The organism is Sphingobacterium nematocida, from assembly GCF_900168125.1.
Classification (GTDB): domain Bacteria; phylum Bacteroidota; class Bacteroidia; order Sphingobacteriales; family Sphingobacteriaceae; genus Sphingobacterium; species Sphingobacterium nematocida.
The window spans coordinates 1-14,168 of record NZ_FUZF01000010.1 but is presented as its reverse complement, the minus strand read 5'-3'; the positions used below and the strand labels follow the sequence as shown (position 1 = coordinate 14,168).

Below are 14,168 nucleotides of genomic sequence, written 5' to 3'. Positions count from 1 at the left end.
GCTCTTCACAGAGCAATACCTTATTTATAACGATATGTTATCCTTCCTTTAGTTAAATCATAAGGAGACATTTCCAATTTAACTTTGTCTCCAGGTAGAATTTTAATATAATGCATACGCATTTTACCAGAAATGTGCGCAATAATTTCATGCCCATTTTCTAACTCTACCCTGAACATCGCATTAGATAATGCTTCTTTGATAACACCGTCTTGTTCTATCGAGGCTTGTTTAGCCATATATCAATTACTAATTAACGTTTGTATAGCCTGCACCAACAGGAGTGCAAAGATAAATAAAAATATTGAAAGCTAACTACTTTTTATTCAAAACTTTCTCTACTTCATCAAAATTCAACAGCACATCGGGCTCTCCCTTTCTTATAGCCACCATTTGTTCAAAATGAGCAGAAAGTTTGCCATCGATAGTACTAACAGTCCATCCGTCGTCCCAAAATTTAACACCAGCTTTACCGGCATTTATCATTGGTTCGATACAGATCACTAATCCAGATTCCAACTTTGGTCCAGAACCGCGCTTACCGTAATTTGGAACTTCTGGTTTTTCATGTAAATGTAATCCTACGCCATGACCTACCAACTCTCTTACAATTCCAAAATTATAAGGCTGAACATATTCTTGAATCGCTGATGAAATATCTCCTACTCTTTTACCTGCCACTGCCTGTTCCACCCCTTTATAAAGGGATGCTTTAGTAACGTCCAACAATTGTTGAGCTTTCTGCGAAACCTCGCCTACTCCAAATGTATATGCAGAATCAGAAATGAAACCGTTTAAGTTAACGCCTCCATCTACTGAAACTAAGTCGCCTTCTTTAATCTCATAGTCACTTGGAAAACCATGAACTATTTGATCGTTAACCGAAATACATAAAGAAAAAGGAAAACCATGATAATTCAAGAAAGCTGGAGTACCTCCATTATCATGAATAAAATCATAAGCTAATTTATCAAGGGATAATGTAGTAATCCCTGGAGTGATAACTTTAGCTATTTCAGCAAGTAAGCGCGAGAGTACATTTGCAGACTCTCGCACTTGCTCAATTTGTTCTTCTGTTTTATAGATTACTTTAGACATCTAAAGATATTAAATAGCAGATTGATCGTATCCTTCAACACCTACAGCCGAACGTCCTTTAACACGTCCTGTTTTCATCAAACCATCATAATGACGCATCAATAGATGAGACTCGATCTGCTGAAGGGTATCCAATACTACACCCACCAAAATCAAAAGTGACGTACCTCCATAAAAATGTGCGAATTGATTATTCACACCAGCGGCACTAGCTATAGCTGGCATAATAGCAATGATTGCTAAAAAAACCGCACCTGGAAAAGTGATACGAGAGATTACATTGTCTATAAACAAATTCGTATCATATCCCGGTTTAATCCCTGGTACAAATCCTCCATTTTTCTTCATGTCTTCAGACATCTGTTGAGGATTTACCATAATAGCTGTGTAAAAGAACGTGAAGGCAATAATTAAAACTGCGAACGTCACATTATAAGCTACTGAAGTAAAATTCGTTAACGATGTCAAGAAATCGGATTGAAGATTAGGGAAAAACTGTGCTAAGGACATTGGCAAAAACATAATCGCCTGAGCGAAGATAATTGGCATTACACCAGCCGCATTTACCTTTAAAGGTATATACTGACGTACACCTCCTACTTGTTTATTACCAACTATCTTTTTAGCGTACTGCACTGGTATTTTACGCACTCCCTGAACGATCAAAATAGTAAAGATCACTATAAAGAATAACGCAATAGCTTCAATCAGAATAGGGATGATACCACCACCGCTAGGACTCATTCTTGAAGCCCACTCAGCCACGGCACCGCCTGGCAATTGTGCGATAATACCTGCCATAATGATTAAAGAAATACCATTTCCAATACCCTTATCGGTGATTTTCTCACCCAACCACATCACAAACAGTGTACCTGCAGTCAAAACAATAGCAGCAAGAATAGTGAACATAGGATCTGCAATAGTTTTTGCAGCCGGTTCGATTTGTGTCTTAACGTAAGCGATAGCTTGCACTAATGTGATAGCTAATGTCAAATAACGAGTTATCGAAGTCATCTTTTTACGTCCAGACTCACCTTCTTTTTGCATTTTCTGAAACGCAGGAACAGCAATCCCCAATAATTGTACAACGATTGATGCAGAAATATAAGGCATTACGCCTAAAGCAAAGATAGCTGATCTAGAGAATGAACCTCCAGCAAACATATCCAAAAGTCCAAGAAGGCCTTCTTTTTGCCCTGTAGCTAATGCATCTGGATTAACACCTGGCAACACCACGTGACATCCAATACGATAAATGAGAAGAAATAACAACGTATTTACGATACGATTGCGTAAATCTTCAATTTTCCATATATTGGTTAAGGTTGTGATTAGTTTCTTCATGTATTAAAGTTTTACGATGGAACCACCTGCGGCTTCGATAGCTTTCTGAGCTGAAGCTGAAAATGCATGTGCTTTAACCTCAACTTTAGCACTAAATTCTCCACGACCTAAAACTTTTACTAAGTCATTTTTAGAAACTAAACCATGCTCTTTCAATGTATCGAAATCAACTACAGTAAGGTTGTATTTTTCTACTAAACTTTGTAGAACATCTAAGTTTACACCATTGTATTCAACACGGTTTGCATTTTTGAATCCAAACTTAGGCACACGGCGTTGCAAAGGCATTTGACCACCTTCGAAACCGATTTTGGTAGAGTGACCAGAACGAGATCCAGCACCTTTGTGACCGCGTGTAGATGTACCGCCACGACCGGAACCTTGTCCACGACCTATACGTTTTCTGCTTTTTGTTGAACCAGCTGCTGGTCTTAAATTACTTAAGTTCATTTTAAACTAAGATTATGTTGTGCCTTCGCTTTCACTAAACAGGTCACAACGATTAACAATTAAATTATAAACAACTAATGGAAAGAACCGAAATTCTTTCCATAGTACTGTTTTTAGATAGTCTCAATAGCTACTAAGTGGTTCACTTTACGAACCATACCGATAATAGCCGGTGTAGCCTCTACTTCTACTGAGTGATTGATTTTTCTCAATCCTAAAGCCTCAATAGTTTTCTTCTGGCGCTCGCTTCTGTCGATAACGCTCTTTATCTGGGTGATTTTAATTTTTGCCATGATAATTAACCGTTAAATACTTTATTTAAATCGACACCGCGGTGTTGAGCCACTGTATATGCGTCACGCATATTAGCTAAAGCATCAATTGTTGCTTTTACCACGTTGTGCGGGTTTGATGATCCTAAAGATTTTGCTAATACGTCCTTAATACCAGCAGATTCTAATACGGCACGCATCGCACCACCTGCTAATACTCCAGTACCACCTACAGCTGGTTTAATCAATACTGAACCACCTGAAAATTTACCGTATTGCTCGTGAGGAACAGTTCCTTTAATAATCGGAACTTTCACCAAGTTTTTCTTTGCATCATCGATACCTTTAGTGATAGCCTCAGTTACCTCTTTAGCTTTTCCTAAACCGAAACCAACGATACCGTTTTCGTCACCAACTACTACGATAGCAGAAAAACTGAAAGTACGACCACCTTTAGTTACTTTCGCTACACGTTGGATGCTTACTAAGCGATCTTTCAATTCAATCTCGCTTGATTTTACTCTTTTAATATTGCTTAATGCCATTTTTTCTATCAATTAAAAGTCTAAACCGCCTTCGCGAGCACCCTCTGCCAATGATTTCACACGGCCGTGATATAAGTACCCATTACGGTCAAAAACTACTTTACTAATACCTGCTGCTACAGCTTTCTCAGCTACCAATTTACCAACAGCTTTAGATTGCTCTACTTTATTTCCAGAAGCTACAAAGTCTTTTGCCAAGCTTGAAGCTGATGCTAAGGTCTTACCTGTAGTATCATCAATAACTTGCGCGTAGATACCTTTATTCGATCTGAAAACAGACAAACGAGGACGTTCAGTAGATCCAGTCAGGTGTTTTCTTATTCCTTTTTTAATTCGCTCTCTGCGAGATGTTTTAATTCCTGCCATGGTTATTATTTTTTAGCTGATTTACCTGCTTTTCTTCTTAATACTTCACCTACAAACTTAACACCTTTACCTTTGTATGGTTCTGGTTTACGGAAGCCACGGATTTTCGCAGCAATTTGTCCGATTAATTGTTTGTCTGTTGACTCCAAAGTGATAGTAGGGTTTTTACCCTTCTCAGCAGTTGTTGTAACTTTAACTTCCTGTGGCAATACGAAAACGATCGGGTGAGAGAAACCTAAAGTCAACTCCAATGTGTTACCATTGCTTGAAGCACGGTAACCAACACCGACTAATTCTTGTGTAGTTTTATAACCTTCTGTTACACCCACAACCATATTCTGGATTAATGCGCGGTATAACCCGTGTAATGCTTTGTGTTTTTTCTGCTCAGTAGGACGAGATACGATGATGTTTCCATCTTCTTCTTTAACAGAAATATCGCTATCTACTTTCTGAGTTAATTCACCTTTAGGACCTTTTACTGTTACCAGATTCTTGTCTGATACAGAAATCGATACTCCCGAAGGAATAGCGATAGGTGCTTTTCCAATTCTTGACATGTCTTTGTGTGTTTTTTCCTAGATTAATAAACGTAACATAAAACTTCACCACCAACATTCTGTAAGCGGGCTTCTTTATCTGTCATTACTCCTTTAGAAGTTGACAAGACAGCGATACCCAAACCGTTCAAAACGCGAGGCATGTTTTCAACACTTGCATACTTTCTTAAACCAGGTTTACTCACACGTGTCAATGTGCGAATAGCCGGTACTTTGCTAATTGGGTTATACTTTAACGCAATTTTGATAGAACCCTGAGGTCCTTCTTCTACGAACTTGTAATTAGCAATGTAACCTTTGTCAAAAAGAACTTTAGTAATTTCTTTTTTAAGGTTCGATGCAGGAATTTCAACAACCCTATGGTTGGCCTTAATGGCATTCCTTACTCGTGTAAGGTAATCCGCTATTGGATCTGTATTCATTATGTAATATAAATTGTGATAATGGTTTCAAATCCCGACTCTCGGGAGAAGACCTACTACCTGTAAATAAAATTTGCAATACAAAAAACCCGATAAATCCTTAAAAAGGATTTATCCGGGCAAAAGTAAGTATTTTTTTAATCCTTACCAAGAAGCTTTTGTAACTCCCGGGATTTTTCCGTCTAAAGCCATCTCACGGAAAGTAACACGAGAGATGCCGAACTGACGCATATATCCTTTAGGACGTCCTGTTAATTTACAACGATTGTGTAATCTAACTGGTGAAGCATTCTTTGGTAATTTATCTAATCCAGCATAATCACCAGCTTCTTTTAAAGCGGCACGTTTTGCTGCATACTTAGCTACCAATTTTTGACGCTTTACTTCGCGTGCTTTTAATCCTTCTTTAGCCATTGTTGTTCGAGTTTTGATTTTTGAATGGTAAACCGAATTGTTTTAATAACTCCAATGCCTCAATATCATTTTGAGCTGAAGTCACAAAAGTGATATCCATACCTGTGATCTTGTTGATCTTGTCAATGTTGATCTCTGGGAAGATGATCTGCTCTGTTACTCCTAAATTGTAGTTACCTCTACCGTCGAATCCTTTATCGTTGATTCCACGGAAGTCACGAATACGTGGCAAAGAAACAGCGATCAAACGATCTAAGAACTCGTACATGTTGTTGTCACGCAATGTAACGCGAGCACCAACAGGCATTCCTTTACGAAGTTTGAAGTTCGATATATCCTTTTTCGATTTCGTTGCAACAGCTTGCTGTCCAGTAATCATTGATAACTCTGCAATAGCGCTATCAATCAATTTCTTATCTGCTGTAGCTGCTCCGACACCTTGTGATACTACTATCTTCTCTAGCTTCGGAACTTGCATAACGCTTTTATACTGGAATTTTTCTTTAAGCGCAGTGCGGATCTCTTCCGCATATTTTGCTTTTAATCTTGGTACGTAAGTCATTATTTAATTTCCTCCCCTGATTTTTTAGCGTAACGAACAATTTTACCATCTTCATTAACTCTACGTCCTACACGAGTAGTCTTTCCAGTTTTTGGATCGATCAACGCTAAGTTTGAGATAGTGATAGCAGCTTCTTTCTCAATGATACCACCTTGAGGATTAGCTGCACTTGGTTTAGTGTGTTTTTTAACGATGTTAGCGCCTTCAACGACAGCTCTATTAGCGTCCACTAAAATAGACAATACTTTTCCTTGAACACCTTTAGAGTTACCAGCGATAACTTTCACTAAATCACCTTTCTTAATTTTGATTTTGTGAGTTGTTTTTGTTTTCTGTGCCATAATTATAAAACCTCCGGTGCTAGTGATACAATTTTCATAAACTGCTTCTCACGTAATTCACGAGCTACTGGGCCGAAAATACGTGTTCCACGTGGTTCATCGTTATTATTCAACAATACTGCCGCATTATCATCGAAACGAATGTAAGAACCATCTTTACGACGGATTTCTTTCTTTGTACGTACGACAACAGCCTTAGATACTGATCCTTTTTTAACGTTTCCTGAAGGGATAGCGCTTTTTACGGTAACAACAATTTTATCACCGATCGATGCATAACGCTTACGCGTACCGCCCAACACACGGATTACTAAAACTTCTTTAGCACCGCTATTGTCAGCTACATTTAGTCTTGATTCCTGTTGTACCATGTTATTTAGCTCTTTCTAAAATTTCAACTAATCTCCAGTTCTTTGTTTTACTCAGCGGACGAGTTTCCATAATTAATACCGTGTCGCCGATACCGCAGGTATTTGTTTCGTCATGAGCTTTGAATTTAGTAGTTTTCTTAACGAACTTACCGTAGATAGGGTGTTTTACTTTACGTTCTACAGCTACTACGATAGACTTGTCCATCTTATCGCTAACTACTAAGCCGATTCTTGTTTTTCTTAAATTTCTTTCCATTTCGACTTAAATTTTACGCCTCAGAGGCTGTTTCAGATTTTGCTGCATTTTTACGTTTCGAGATCTCGGTTGAGATACGAGCGATATTTTTGCGAGCTGCTGTAAGAACATTAGGGTTCTCAATAGCAGAAACAGCGTGTGCAAATTTTAACTTGTTTAAAGCAGCTTTCTCTTCTACGAGTTTAGCTGTTAAAGCTTCTGTTGTTAATTCTACGATTTCTGAATTCTTCATTTTCTTTCAGTGTTGTGTTGGGTTATCAACGATGTTTATGTTGAGCCTTGTGGGTAACGGCCACAAGGCTTAAACTGTTGACATTACCAACGATTTTTATGCTTCAACGTAATCTCTACGTATAACAAACTTAGTTTGTACCGGCAATTTTTGAGCTGCTAAACGCAAAGCTTCTTTTGCTACCTCTAAAGGCACACCTTCAGCTTCGAATAACATACGACCTGGGCGGACTACGGCTACCCAATACTCGGGAGCACCTTTACCTTTACCCATACGTACCTCTGCAGGCTTTTTAGTAACCGGTTTATCAGGGAAGATACGGATCCATACTTGACCTTCACGTTTCATGAAACGTGTTACGGCGATACGAGCTGCCTCAATCTGACGGCTGGTGATCCATGCTTCTTCCATTGATTTGATACCGAAAGAACCAAAAGATAACTCCGCACCACGCGTAGCGTTACCTTTCATACGGCCCTTCTGCATCTTTCTGAACTTCGTTCTTTTTGGCTGTAACATGTTCGTATTTTATTTAAGTCCCGCCAGTGACGGGACACTTTTAAATCTTGTTATTAATTAATCTCTTTTAGCTGCTGCTCCACCACGGTTATTTCCGCCACGGTTTCCACCACGATTGTTGTTGTTATCACGACGAGGGCCACGGTTATTACCACCACGGTTATCACGACGATCTGCAGCACCTTCATTTCCACCACGAGTTTTCACGTTCGAAGTTTGACCAATATTAGGAGATAAGTCACGTTTACCGTAAACCTCACCTTTACAGATCCAAACTTTGATACCGATTTTACCGTATGTAGTTAATGCTTCAGCCAATGCGTAATCGATGTCTGCACGTAATGTATGAAGAGGAGTTCTTCCTTCTTTATACTGCTCCGTACGCGCCATCTCAGCACCACCTAAACGACCAGAACACATGATCTTGATCCCTTCAGCACCCATACGCATAGTAGAAGCGATAGAAGTTTTCATTGCACGACGGAATGAAATACGTGCTTCTAATTGCTTAGCTACACCTTCCGCTACCAGTTTAGCATCAAGTTCAGGACGTTTGATCTCGAAAATATTGATTTGAACATCCTTTTTAGTCAGTTTTTTCAACTCTTCTTTGATCTTGTCAACTTCTTGACCACCTTTACCGATAACGATTCCTGGACGTGCAGTATGGATAGTAACTGTAACACGCTTTAGAGTTCTTTCGATAACTACTTTTGCTACGCCGCCTTTAGCGATACGTACAGAAAGGTACTTTCTGATTTTTTCGTCCTCAACTAATTTATCGGAATAGTTTTTTCCGCCGAACCAGTTAGAGTCCCATCCTTTGATGATACCTAATCTGCTACCTATTGGATTTGCTTTTTGTCCCATTCTTATAATAAATTAGTTGTTAACTTTATTTAAACTATCTACTACCAAAGTTACATGGTTAGAACGCTTACGGATTCTATATCCACGACCTTGTGGAGCTGGACGTAATCTTTTCAATTGACGGCCACCGCCTACAGATACTTCTTTCACAAACAAAGCGCTGTCTGCAACTGAAGAGCCTTCATTCGCAGCTTCCCAGTTTTTAATTGCTGATAATAACAATTTTTCAACACGAGCAGCAGCTTCTTTACCTGTATGCTTAAGAATGTAAAGAGCGTTTTCCACTTTTTCGCCACGGATAAGATCCACTACTAAACGCATCTTACGAGGTGAAGTAGGGCAATTCAATAACTTGGCAGTAGAAGCTCCTCCTACTTGAGCCTTTTCCTGCTCTTTGCGCTGTCTAATTAAGACAGATTTTTTGAGTTTTTTTGTTGCTTCCATTACCTATTATTTTTTCTTTTCTGCGTGGCCTTTGAATGTACGCGTAGGCGCAAATTCACCAAGCTTGTGACCGACCATATTTTCTGTTACATAAACAGGGATAAATTTATTCCCGTTGTGCACTGCGAAGGTATGGCCAACAAAATCAGGAGAAATCATTGATCTACGAGACCAAGTTTTAATTACTGATTTTTTGTTTGATTCATTCTGAGAAAGAACTTTTCTTTCTAAGTTGTGATCGATATAAGGACCTTTTTTAATTGAACGAGCCATTATTTTTTCCTTCTTTCAATGATGTAACGATTCGATGTTTTCTTCTTGTAGCGTGTTTTGTAACCTTTAGCCAACACACCTGTACGTGAGCGTGGGTGACCTCCAGAAGTACGGCCTTCACCACCACCCATTGGGTGATCGACTGGGTTCATTGCAACACCACGAACGCGAGGACGACGACCTAAGTGACGCTTACGTCCTGCTTTACCTAATACTTGATTTGCTCTCTCTGCGTTAGAAACAGAACCAATAGTAGCAACACAAGTCAACAAGATCATACGAGTCTCACCAGAAGGCAATTTGATAATAGCATATTTACCATCACGAGCAGACAATTGCGCATATGTACCAGCCGAACGAGCGATTGAACCGCCTTGACCTGGGTTCAATTCAATGTTGTGAATGATAGAACCCAATGGAATGTTTGCTAATGGTAATGTGTTACCAACTTCTGGAGCAACTTTTTCGCCCGCTACTATAACTTGACCAACTTGTAATCCTGTTGGCGCAATAATGTAACGTTTTTCACCATCTGCGTAGTGCAATAAAGCAATACGTGCTGTACGATTTGGATCGTACTCGATAGTAGCTACTGTTGCAGGGATATCTTTTTTATCGCGTTTGAAATCTATAATCCGGTATACTTTTTTATGTCCCCCACCGAGATAACGCATAGTCATTTTACCGGACTTATTACGACCACCTGATTTCTTGTTGATACCTACGACTAATGATTTCTCAGGAACGTTTGTTGTAACGTCTGAATAGTCAGCACCTACTCTGAAACGAGTACCAGGGGTAACCGGTTTGAATCTTTTAACTGCCATCTTTACTTATATAACACTGTAAAAATCAATAGTTTCACCATCCTTAACTGTAATGACGGCCTTTTTATATTTAGGAGCTCTTCCTGATACAAAGCCAGCTTTAGTATAACGGCTTTTTGCTTTTCCAGCTACAACAGAAGTATTTACTGCAACTACAGTCACACCAAACATCTCTTCGATAGCAGATTTAATCTGGATTTTGTTTGCTCTATGATCTACTTTGAAAGCGTAACGGTTTAATTTTTCCGTTAACAATGAAGCTTTCTCAGTTAAGATAGGTTTTTTAATAATTTCCATATTACTTAGCTAATGCTTCCTCCAAAGTTTTAACAGAATCTGCTGTCAACAATAATTTAGTAGCATTCAATACATCGTATGTATTCAAATCAGAAGCTACTACAACTTTTGCTTTCTTCAAGTTTCTGCTTGATAAATAAACATTGTTATCGTATGCTGGCAACACTAAAAGTGTTTTCTCGTCAGCTACATTTAATGCGTTTACTAAAGACACATAGTTTTTAGTTTTGATCGTATCGAAACTAACTGCATCTAAAACAACTACATTGTTTTCTTGTGCTTTGTACGACAACGCTGATTTACGTGCTAGTTGCTTCAATTTTTTATTCAATTTAAAGCTATAGTCACGAGGTTGAGGACCGAATACACGACCACCACCATTAAACAATGGAGATTTGATAGAACCCGCACGAGCACCACCAGTACCTTTTTGTTTGTGTAATTTACGAGTTGAACCCGCAATCTCATTACGTTGTTTTGACTTGTGCGTCCCTTGACGTTGATTCGCTAGGTACTGCTTAACATCTAAGTAGATCGCATGGTCGTTTGGCGTTACACCAAATACCGATTCAGGAAGTTGCACCTTGGCACCTGTTTCTTTACCTGATAAATTTAATACGTTAACTTCCATCTCTACTATTTGTCTACGATTACATATGAACCTTTAGCTCCTGGAATGGAACCACTAACAACGATTAGGTTTTGCTCAGCGTAAACTTTCAAAACCTGTAAGTTTTGAACTTTCACTCTGTCACCACCTGTACGACCCGCCATGCGCATTCCTTTGAATACACGTGAAGGCCATGAAGCCGCACCAATTGAACCTGGAGCACGTAATCTGTTGTGCTGACCGTGAGTCGCACCACCTACACCACCAAATCCATGACGCTTCATTACACCCTGAAAACCTTTACCTTTAGAAGTACCGACTACATCTACGTACTCTCCTTCTTCAAATAAAGTTACATCAACGATGTCTCCTAGTCCCTTCTCATCCTCGAAAGTTTTGAATTCAACTAGTTTACGCTTAGGAGCCACTCCTGCTTTTGCAAAGTGTCCTTTTAAAGGGGCCGTCGTGTTCTTTTCCTTAGCATCATCATAGCCAAGCTGAACTGCCGAATAACCGTCCTTCTCTACCGTACGTATCTGCGTTACCACGCACGGCCCAGCCTCGATTACTGTACATGGGATATTCTTCCCATCAGCGTTGAACAGGCTGGTCATTCCTACTTTTTTACCAATAATTCCTGACATTTTTTATATTAAATTAATTAAAGTCCATCGAAGCAGTAGGGCTTCGCTCAAGACATACTTTCCCCAATAAGGGATTGCAAAGGTAAAAAGTTTTTTATAACTATCAAATAGTTAATGTATTATTTTTTTTATTTTGAAGATTAAGCCTCTACTATTTCTTTAGGTTTAAAAAAAGGGAATGTCTCCCGTCACAAACCGAACAAAACTCAACTATTTTTGTTATTAACAAAAAATAGACTTTATGAAACCATCATGATCTATTCATTTCCTTGTTGGACTGAATAAATCTGATAGCCTTATCACAAATGAAAGACAAACCGATCCGCCAGCTGGCGGATCATGAAATAATTATACACATATGAAAAAAACTTTTTTACTTTCAACAACACTAATGATTTTAGGGCTCAGTTGTGCAACGGCCCAAACTGATTCCACAAAAAACTGGACAATCAAAGGAGAAAACACGTTTCTAATTAATCAAAGTACATTTTCGAACTGGGCTGCCGGAGGAGTAAACTCGTTTGCAGGAAATATTGTACTTAATTACGACTTTAACTACAAAAAAGACAAATGGAGCTGGGACAACAAGGTATTGGCAGCTTACGGTCAAACTTTCCAAAAGGAAACCGATTGGAGGAAGAATGATGATCGCTTTGTTTACAGTTCTCTAGTTGGCCGTCAAATCAGTGAAAAATTACTATATACCTTCTTCACAAACTTTAATACACAGTTTGCCAAAGGATATAAGTACAACACCGATGGTACAAATAAACTTTTGTCTGCAGGATTTGCTCCAGCCTACTTGAGTTTTGGTCCAGGTATTGCATTTAAAGAATCGGACAACTTTAAAATAAACGTTTCTCCTGCTGCTGCACGTTTTGTTTTTGTGACCAACAAAGATATAGACGAAACCTCATATGGTCTTGAGGAGGGTAAAAAATCGAGATTCGAATTCGGCGCGTCTTTAGATGCATACTATAAAGTAGATCTGATGGAAAATATATCGTTTGAAAACATACTTAAACTTTATTCGAACTATAGGGAAAAACCACAAAATGTTGATGTCGACTATACGGCTAATCTTTTTATGAAGGTTAACAAATTCATCACTGTCAATGCGGGCGTCCAATTAGTCTATGATGATAATACTAAAATCCCAATTTTTGAAAACAATGTAGAAGTTGGAACAGGAGCCAGACTTCAAGTAAAACAGATCTTAGGCGCTGGTATTACTTATAAGTTTTAACTTAATAAGTACGAACAAAAAAGTATCTTATGTTTTTACAAAAGCAGAACAGCACCTGAGAAATTAGGTGATGTTCTGCTTTTATATCTATAGCTTATACTTGATTGGCTGCAACAAATTAACGAATAGCGTTTTGCTTTATTTCTCCCCTCTTGATTACGACCTCTATTCGAAATATTACCACACTTATCGGAATGCGGCAAATGACATTGAAAAACACAATCTAGTACTTAAATAAACCACTTACACAGTGTATCGCGCACTGCCACACATTTGACGGTGTACGGCAAAAAAAAGATCAAATAGCAAACCCATGCTACGTAACATGAATGTGTCCTTGTTCTAATGTGAGACAAAGTCATTCAAGAATCCGAGAAACTGACGACAATAAAAATTAATCTGCTACAATTTTGTCGCAGTCTAGCATAGTTATTTACCATATTCAGCCCAAAATATATACTCGTTACGTAGCAATTTGACAAGAAACCACACTTGCTTAATAAAAAGATATAAATAGACCAAAAACTGCTCCTACTTTGTCTCGTACGCATACAAATAGGAAAGGAACTGTATATAGGTTGCGACACAGGTAATTAACTATAAAGCGAACTTATTATCGTTTGTAATTGATTTACATTTCTTTAAACGCATGTTACGTAGCGAAAGTACAAGCTATATAGACCTAAACCTTTACTAGTATGAGTTTGTGACAAACCGGTAACACATTAACGATAAATCGTACAGGACTAGAGATTACTTGGTATATAAAACGTTAAAATTCTATTCCTACAACAAGACACTATTGAACATGAGTAAATGTATGCATAAAAAAGGCACAATGTTGTACAACTTTAAGATTTACTACGAGACTGTAACGTAAACTGTGTCAGCGGAATAATTCAATAAGGTTTTTTATATTTAATTATTCAAACGACATGGTCATGAAAGACAAGACCCCATTTGACTTTGAACGCTTCAAAGAGGAAGCTATGCAAGGTCTTTATAACGGGAAGAGTTTATCTCCGAACGACGGCGTTCTAGCGCCCTTAATGAAGCATTTACTAGAGTCTATGATGGATGGCGAGCTAGAGAGTCATCTTCAGGAAGATAAGGCATTAGGTAATTCCAATCGTCGGAATGGTAAGACTAAGAAAACTGTTCGGGGACTTAATACAGGTACTTTTGAGCTGGAGTCTGGACGG

24 protein-coding genes and 1 pseudogene are annotated in these 14,168 nt (G+C 38.6%); 2 read left to right on the top strand and 23 right to left on the bottom strand.

Features of this window, described 5'->3' with window-relative positions:
* Positions 1–20 precede the first annotated feature (20 nt).
* The 23 genes from infA to rplC all read right to left on the bottom strand — a co-directional run bounded on the left by infA (position 21) and on the right by rplC (position 11,720).
* Positions 21–239 (bottom strand): translation initiation factor IF-1, encoded by a 219-nt coding sequence (gene infA, locus B5X76_RS11585; protein ID WP_079643278.1) that lies wholly within the window; start codon positions 237–239, stop codon positions 21–23.
* 76 nt (positions 240–315) lie between these two features.
* Entirely contained in the window at positions 316–1,098 is a 783-nt protein-coding gene (gene map / locus B5X76_RS11580; RefSeq protein WP_079643277.1) for a type I methionyl aminopeptidase, read from the bottom strand.
* A gap of 9 nt (positions 1,099–1,107) precedes the next feature.
* Positions 1,108–2,445 (bottom strand): preprotein translocase subunit SecY, encoded by a 1,338-nt coding sequence (secY, locus tag B5X76_RS11575; RefSeq protein WP_079643276.1) that lies wholly within the window; start codon positions 2,443–2,445, stop codon positions 1,108–1,110.
* Between the two features lie 3 nt (positions 2,446–2,448).
* On the bottom strand, positions 2,449–2,895 hold the full coding sequence (rplO, locus tag B5X76_RS11570) for a 50S ribosomal protein L15 (RefSeq protein ID WP_079643275.1): 447 nt from the start codon (positions 2,893–2,895) through the stop codon (positions 2,449–2,451).
* A gap of 113 nt (positions 2,896–3,008) precedes the next feature.
* Positions 3,009–3,188, bottom strand: a complete 180-nt coding sequence (gene rpmD, locus B5X76_RS11565; protein WP_079643274.1) for a 50S ribosomal protein L30 — start codon at positions 3,186–3,188, stop codon at positions 3,009–3,011.
* A gap of 5 nt (positions 3,189–3,193) precedes the next feature.
* The gene (gene rpsE / locus B5X76_RS11560) at positions 3,194–3,712 is read right to left on the bottom strand and encodes a 30S ribosomal protein S5 (protein ID WP_079643273.1); all 519 of its coding nucleotides are present in this window, start codon (positions 3,710–3,712) and stop codon (positions 3,194–3,196) included.
* A gap of 12 nt (positions 3,713–3,724) precedes the next feature.
* A complete protein-coding gene (rplR, locus tag B5X76_RS11555) occupies positions 3,725–4,078 on the bottom strand; it encodes a 50S ribosomal protein L18 (protein WP_079643272.1) in 354 nt (117 codons plus the stop codon).
* 5 nt (positions 4,079–4,083) lie between these two features.
* A complete protein-coding gene (gene rplF, locus B5X76_RS11550; RefSeq protein ID WP_079643271.1) occupies positions 4,084–4,638 on the bottom strand; it encodes a 50S ribosomal protein L6 in 555 nt (184 codons plus the stop codon).
* 23 nt (positions 4,639–4,661) lie between these two features.
* Positions 4,662–5,060 carry a 30S ribosomal protein S8 gene (gene rpsH, locus B5X76_RS11545; RefSeq protein ID WP_021071223.1) on the bottom strand — a complete coding sequence of 133 codons (399 nt, stop codon included), beginning with the start codon at positions 5,058–5,060 and terminating at the stop codon, positions 4,662–4,664.
* A gap of 144 nt (positions 5,061–5,204) precedes the next feature.
* Positions 5,205–5,474: a 30S ribosomal protein S14 gene (gene rpsN, locus B5X76_RS11540; protein WP_079643270.1), complete on the bottom strand. Its 270-nt coding sequence runs from the start codon at positions 5,472–5,474 to the stop codon at positions 5,205–5,207.
* Complete coding sequence (rplE, locus tag B5X76_RS11535; protein WP_079643269.1) at positions 5,467–6,036, bottom strand: 50S ribosomal protein L5; 570 nt, start codon at positions 6,034–6,036, stop codon at positions 5,467–5,469. Before rplE ends, rpsN begins: the two co-directional genes overlap by 8 nt.
* Positions 6,036–6,377: a 50S ribosomal protein L24 gene (rplX, locus tag B5X76_RS11530; RefSeq protein ID WP_079643268.1), complete on the bottom strand. Its 342-nt coding sequence runs from the start codon at positions 6,375–6,377 to the stop codon at positions 6,036–6,038. Before rplX ends, rplE begins: the two co-directional genes overlap by 1 nt.
* Before the next feature lie 2 nt (positions 6,378–6,379).
* Positions 6,380–6,748 (bottom strand): 50S ribosomal protein L14, encoded by a 369-nt coding sequence (gene rplN / locus B5X76_RS11525; RefSeq protein WP_037498951.1) that lies wholly within the window; start codon positions 6,746–6,748, stop codon positions 6,380–6,382.
* A 1-nt stretch (position 6,749) separates the two neighbouring features.
* Positions 6,750–7,004, bottom strand: a complete 255-nt coding sequence (gene rpsQ / locus B5X76_RS11520; RefSeq protein WP_021071219.1) for a 30S ribosomal protein S17 — start codon at positions 7,002–7,004, stop codon at positions 6,750–6,752.
* 13 nt (positions 7,005–7,017) lie between these two features.
* On the bottom strand, positions 7,018–7,236 hold the full coding sequence (gene rpmC, locus B5X76_RS11515) for a 50S ribosomal protein L29 (RefSeq protein WP_021071218.1): 219 nt from the start codon (positions 7,234–7,236) through the stop codon (positions 7,018–7,020).
* 96 nt (positions 7,237–7,332) lie between these two features.
* Positions 7,333–7,755 carry a 50S ribosomal protein L16 gene (rplP, locus tag B5X76_RS11510; protein WP_079643267.1) on the bottom strand — a complete coding sequence of 141 codons (423 nt, stop codon included), beginning with the start codon at positions 7,753–7,755 and terminating at the stop codon, positions 7,333–7,335.
* Between the two features lie 57 nt (positions 7,756–7,812).
* Positions 7,813–8,625, bottom strand: coding sequence for a 30S ribosomal protein S3 (rpsC, locus tag B5X76_RS11505; RefSeq protein WP_079643266.1), 813 nt, complete (start codon positions 8,623–8,625; stop codon positions 7,813–7,815).
* Positions 8,626–8,637: 12 nt separating this feature from the next.
* On the bottom strand, positions 8,638–9,069 hold the full coding sequence (gene rplV, locus B5X76_RS11500; RefSeq protein WP_079643265.1) for a 50S ribosomal protein L22: 432 nt from the start codon (positions 9,067–9,069) through the stop codon (positions 8,638–8,640).
* Between the two features lie 6 nt (positions 9,070–9,075).
* Positions 9,076–9,342 (bottom strand): 30S ribosomal protein S19, encoded by a 267-nt coding sequence (rpsS, locus tag B5X76_RS11495; protein WP_021071214.1) that lies wholly within the window; start codon positions 9,340–9,342, stop codon positions 9,076–9,078.
* Complete coding sequence (rplB, locus tag B5X76_RS11490; protein ID WP_079643264.1) at positions 9,342–10,169, bottom strand: 50S ribosomal protein L2; 828 nt, start codon at positions 10,167–10,169, stop codon at positions 9,342–9,344. The genes rpsS and rplB overlap by 1 nt, the downstream gene beginning before the upstream one ends.
* Before the next feature lie 6 nt (positions 10,170–10,175).
* Entirely contained in the window at positions 10,176–10,466 is a 291-nt protein-coding gene (gene rplW / locus B5X76_RS11485) for a 50S ribosomal protein L23 (protein ID WP_079643263.1), read from the bottom strand.
* A 1-nt stretch (position 10,467) separates the two neighbouring features.
* Entirely contained in the window at positions 10,468–11,097 is a 630-nt protein-coding gene (rplD, locus tag B5X76_RS11480; protein ID WP_079643262.1) for a 50S ribosomal protein L4, read from the bottom strand.
* A 5-nt stretch (positions 11,098–11,102) separates the two neighbouring features.
* Positions 11,103–11,720: a 50S ribosomal protein L3 gene (gene rplC, locus B5X76_RS11475; RefSeq protein WP_079643261.1), complete on the bottom strand. Its 618-nt coding sequence runs from the start codon at positions 11,718–11,720 to the stop codon at positions 11,103–11,105.
* Positions 11,721–12,078: 358 nt separating this feature from the next.
* Here rplC and B5X76_RS11470 point away from each other — a divergent pair, with 358 nt between their 5' ends.
* The gene (locus tag B5X76_RS11470; protein WP_079643260.1) at positions 12,079–12,966 is read left to right on the top strand and encodes a DUF3078 domain-containing protein; all 888 of its coding nucleotides are present in this window, start codon (positions 12,079–12,081) and stop codon (positions 12,964–12,966) included.
* Positions 12,967–13,907: 941 nt separating this feature from the next.
* Positions 13,908–14,168 (top strand): annotated as a pseudogene (locus B5X76_RS11465) (IS256 family transposase); the annotation flags it as partial.

What these genes read in the sequence shown, in the direction of transcription:
- rpsE (WP_079643273.1), bottom strand. Translation starts at nt 3,712, where the DNA reads ATGGCATTAAGCAATATTAAAAGAGTAAAATCAAGCGAGATTGAATTG.
- rpsS (WP_021071214.1), bottom strand. Translation starts at nt 9,342, where the DNA reads ATGGCTCGTTCAATTAAAAAAGGTCCTTATATCGATCACAACTTAGAA.
- rpmC (WP_021071218.1), bottom strand. Translation starts at nt 7,236, where the DNA reads ATGAAGAATTCAGAAATCGTAGAATTAACAACAGAAGCTTTAACAGCT.
- B5X76_RS11470 (WP_079643260.1), top strand. Translation starts at nt 12,079, where the DNA reads ATGAAAAAAACTTTTTTACTTTCAACAACACTAATGATTTTAGGGCTC.
- rplR (WP_079643272.1), bottom strand. Translation starts at nt 4,078, where the DNA reads ATGGCAGGAATTAAAACATCTCGCAGAGAGCGAATTAAAAAAGGAATA.
- rpsC (WP_079643266.1), bottom strand. Translation starts at nt 8,625, where the DNA reads ATGGGACAAAAAGCAAATCCAATAGGTAGCAGATTAGGTATCATCAAA.
- rplE (WP_079643269.1), bottom strand. Translation starts at nt 6,036, where the DNA reads ATGACTTACGTACCAAGATTAAAAGCAAAATATGCGGAAGAGATCCGC.
- rplN (WP_037498951.1), bottom strand. Translation starts at nt 6,748, where the DNA reads ATGGTACAACAGGAATCAAGACTAAATGTAGCTGACAATAGCGGTGCT.
- rplO (WP_079643275.1), bottom strand. Translation starts at nt 2,895, where the DNA reads ATGAACTTAAGTAATTTAAGACCAGCAGCTGGTTCAACAAAAAGCAGA.
- rpmD (WP_079643274.1), bottom strand. Translation starts at nt 3,188, where the DNA reads ATGGCAAAAATTAAAATCACCCAGATAAAGAGCGTTATCGACAGAAGC.
- rplV (WP_079643265.1), bottom strand. Translation starts at nt 9,069, where the DNA reads ATGGAAGCAACAAAAAAACTCAAAAAATCTGTCTTAATTAGACAGCGC.
- secY (WP_079643276.1), bottom strand. Translation starts at nt 2,445, where the DNA reads ATGAAGAAACTAATCACAACCTTAACCAATATATGGAAAATTGAAGAT.
- rpsH (WP_021071223.1), bottom strand. Translation starts at nt 5,060, where the DNA reads ATGAATACAGATCCAATAGCGGATTACCTTACACGAGTAAGGAATGCC.
- rpsQ (WP_021071219.1), bottom strand. Translation starts at nt 7,004, where the DNA reads ATGGAAAGAAATTTAAGAAAAACAAGAATCGGCTTAGTAGTTAGCGAT.
- rplB (WP_079643264.1), bottom strand. Translation starts at nt 10,169, where the DNA reads ATGGCAGTTAAAAGATTCAAACCGGTTACCCCTGGTACTCGTTTCAGA.
- rpsN (WP_079643270.1), bottom strand. Translation starts at nt 5,474, where the DNA reads ATGGCTAAAGAAGGATTAAAAGCACGCGAAGTAAAGCGTCAAAAATTG.
- rplC (WP_079643261.1), bottom strand. Translation starts at nt 11,720, where the DNA reads ATGTCAGGAATTATTGGTAAAAAAGTAGGAATGACCAGCCTGTTCAAC.
- rplW (WP_079643263.1), bottom strand. Translation starts at nt 10,466, where the DNA reads ATGGAAATTATTAAAAAACCTATCTTAACTGAGAAAGCTTCATTGTTA.
- rplF (WP_079643271.1), bottom strand. Translation starts at nt 4,638, where the DNA reads ATGTCAAGAATTGGAAAAGCACCTATCGCTATTCCTTCGGGAGTATCG.
- rplX (WP_079643268.1), bottom strand. Translation starts at nt 6,377, where the DNA reads ATGGCACAGAAAACAAAAACAACTCACAAAATCAAAATTAAGAAAGGT.
- rplD (WP_079643262.1), bottom strand. Translation starts at nt 11,097, where the DNA reads ATGGAAGTTAACGTATTAAATTTATCAGGTAAAGAAACAGGTGCCAAG.
- rplP (WP_079643267.1), bottom strand. Translation starts at nt 7,755, where the DNA reads ATGTTACAGCCAAAAAGAACGAAGTTCAGAAAGATGCAGAAGGGCCGT.
- infA (WP_079643278.1), bottom strand. Translation starts at nt 239, where the DNA reads ATGGCTAAACAAGCCTCGATAGAACAAGACGGTGTTATCAAAGAAGCA.
- map (WP_079643277.1), bottom strand. Translation starts at nt 1,098, where the DNA reads ATGTCTAAAGTAATCTATAAAACAGAAGAACAAATTGAGCAAGTGCGA.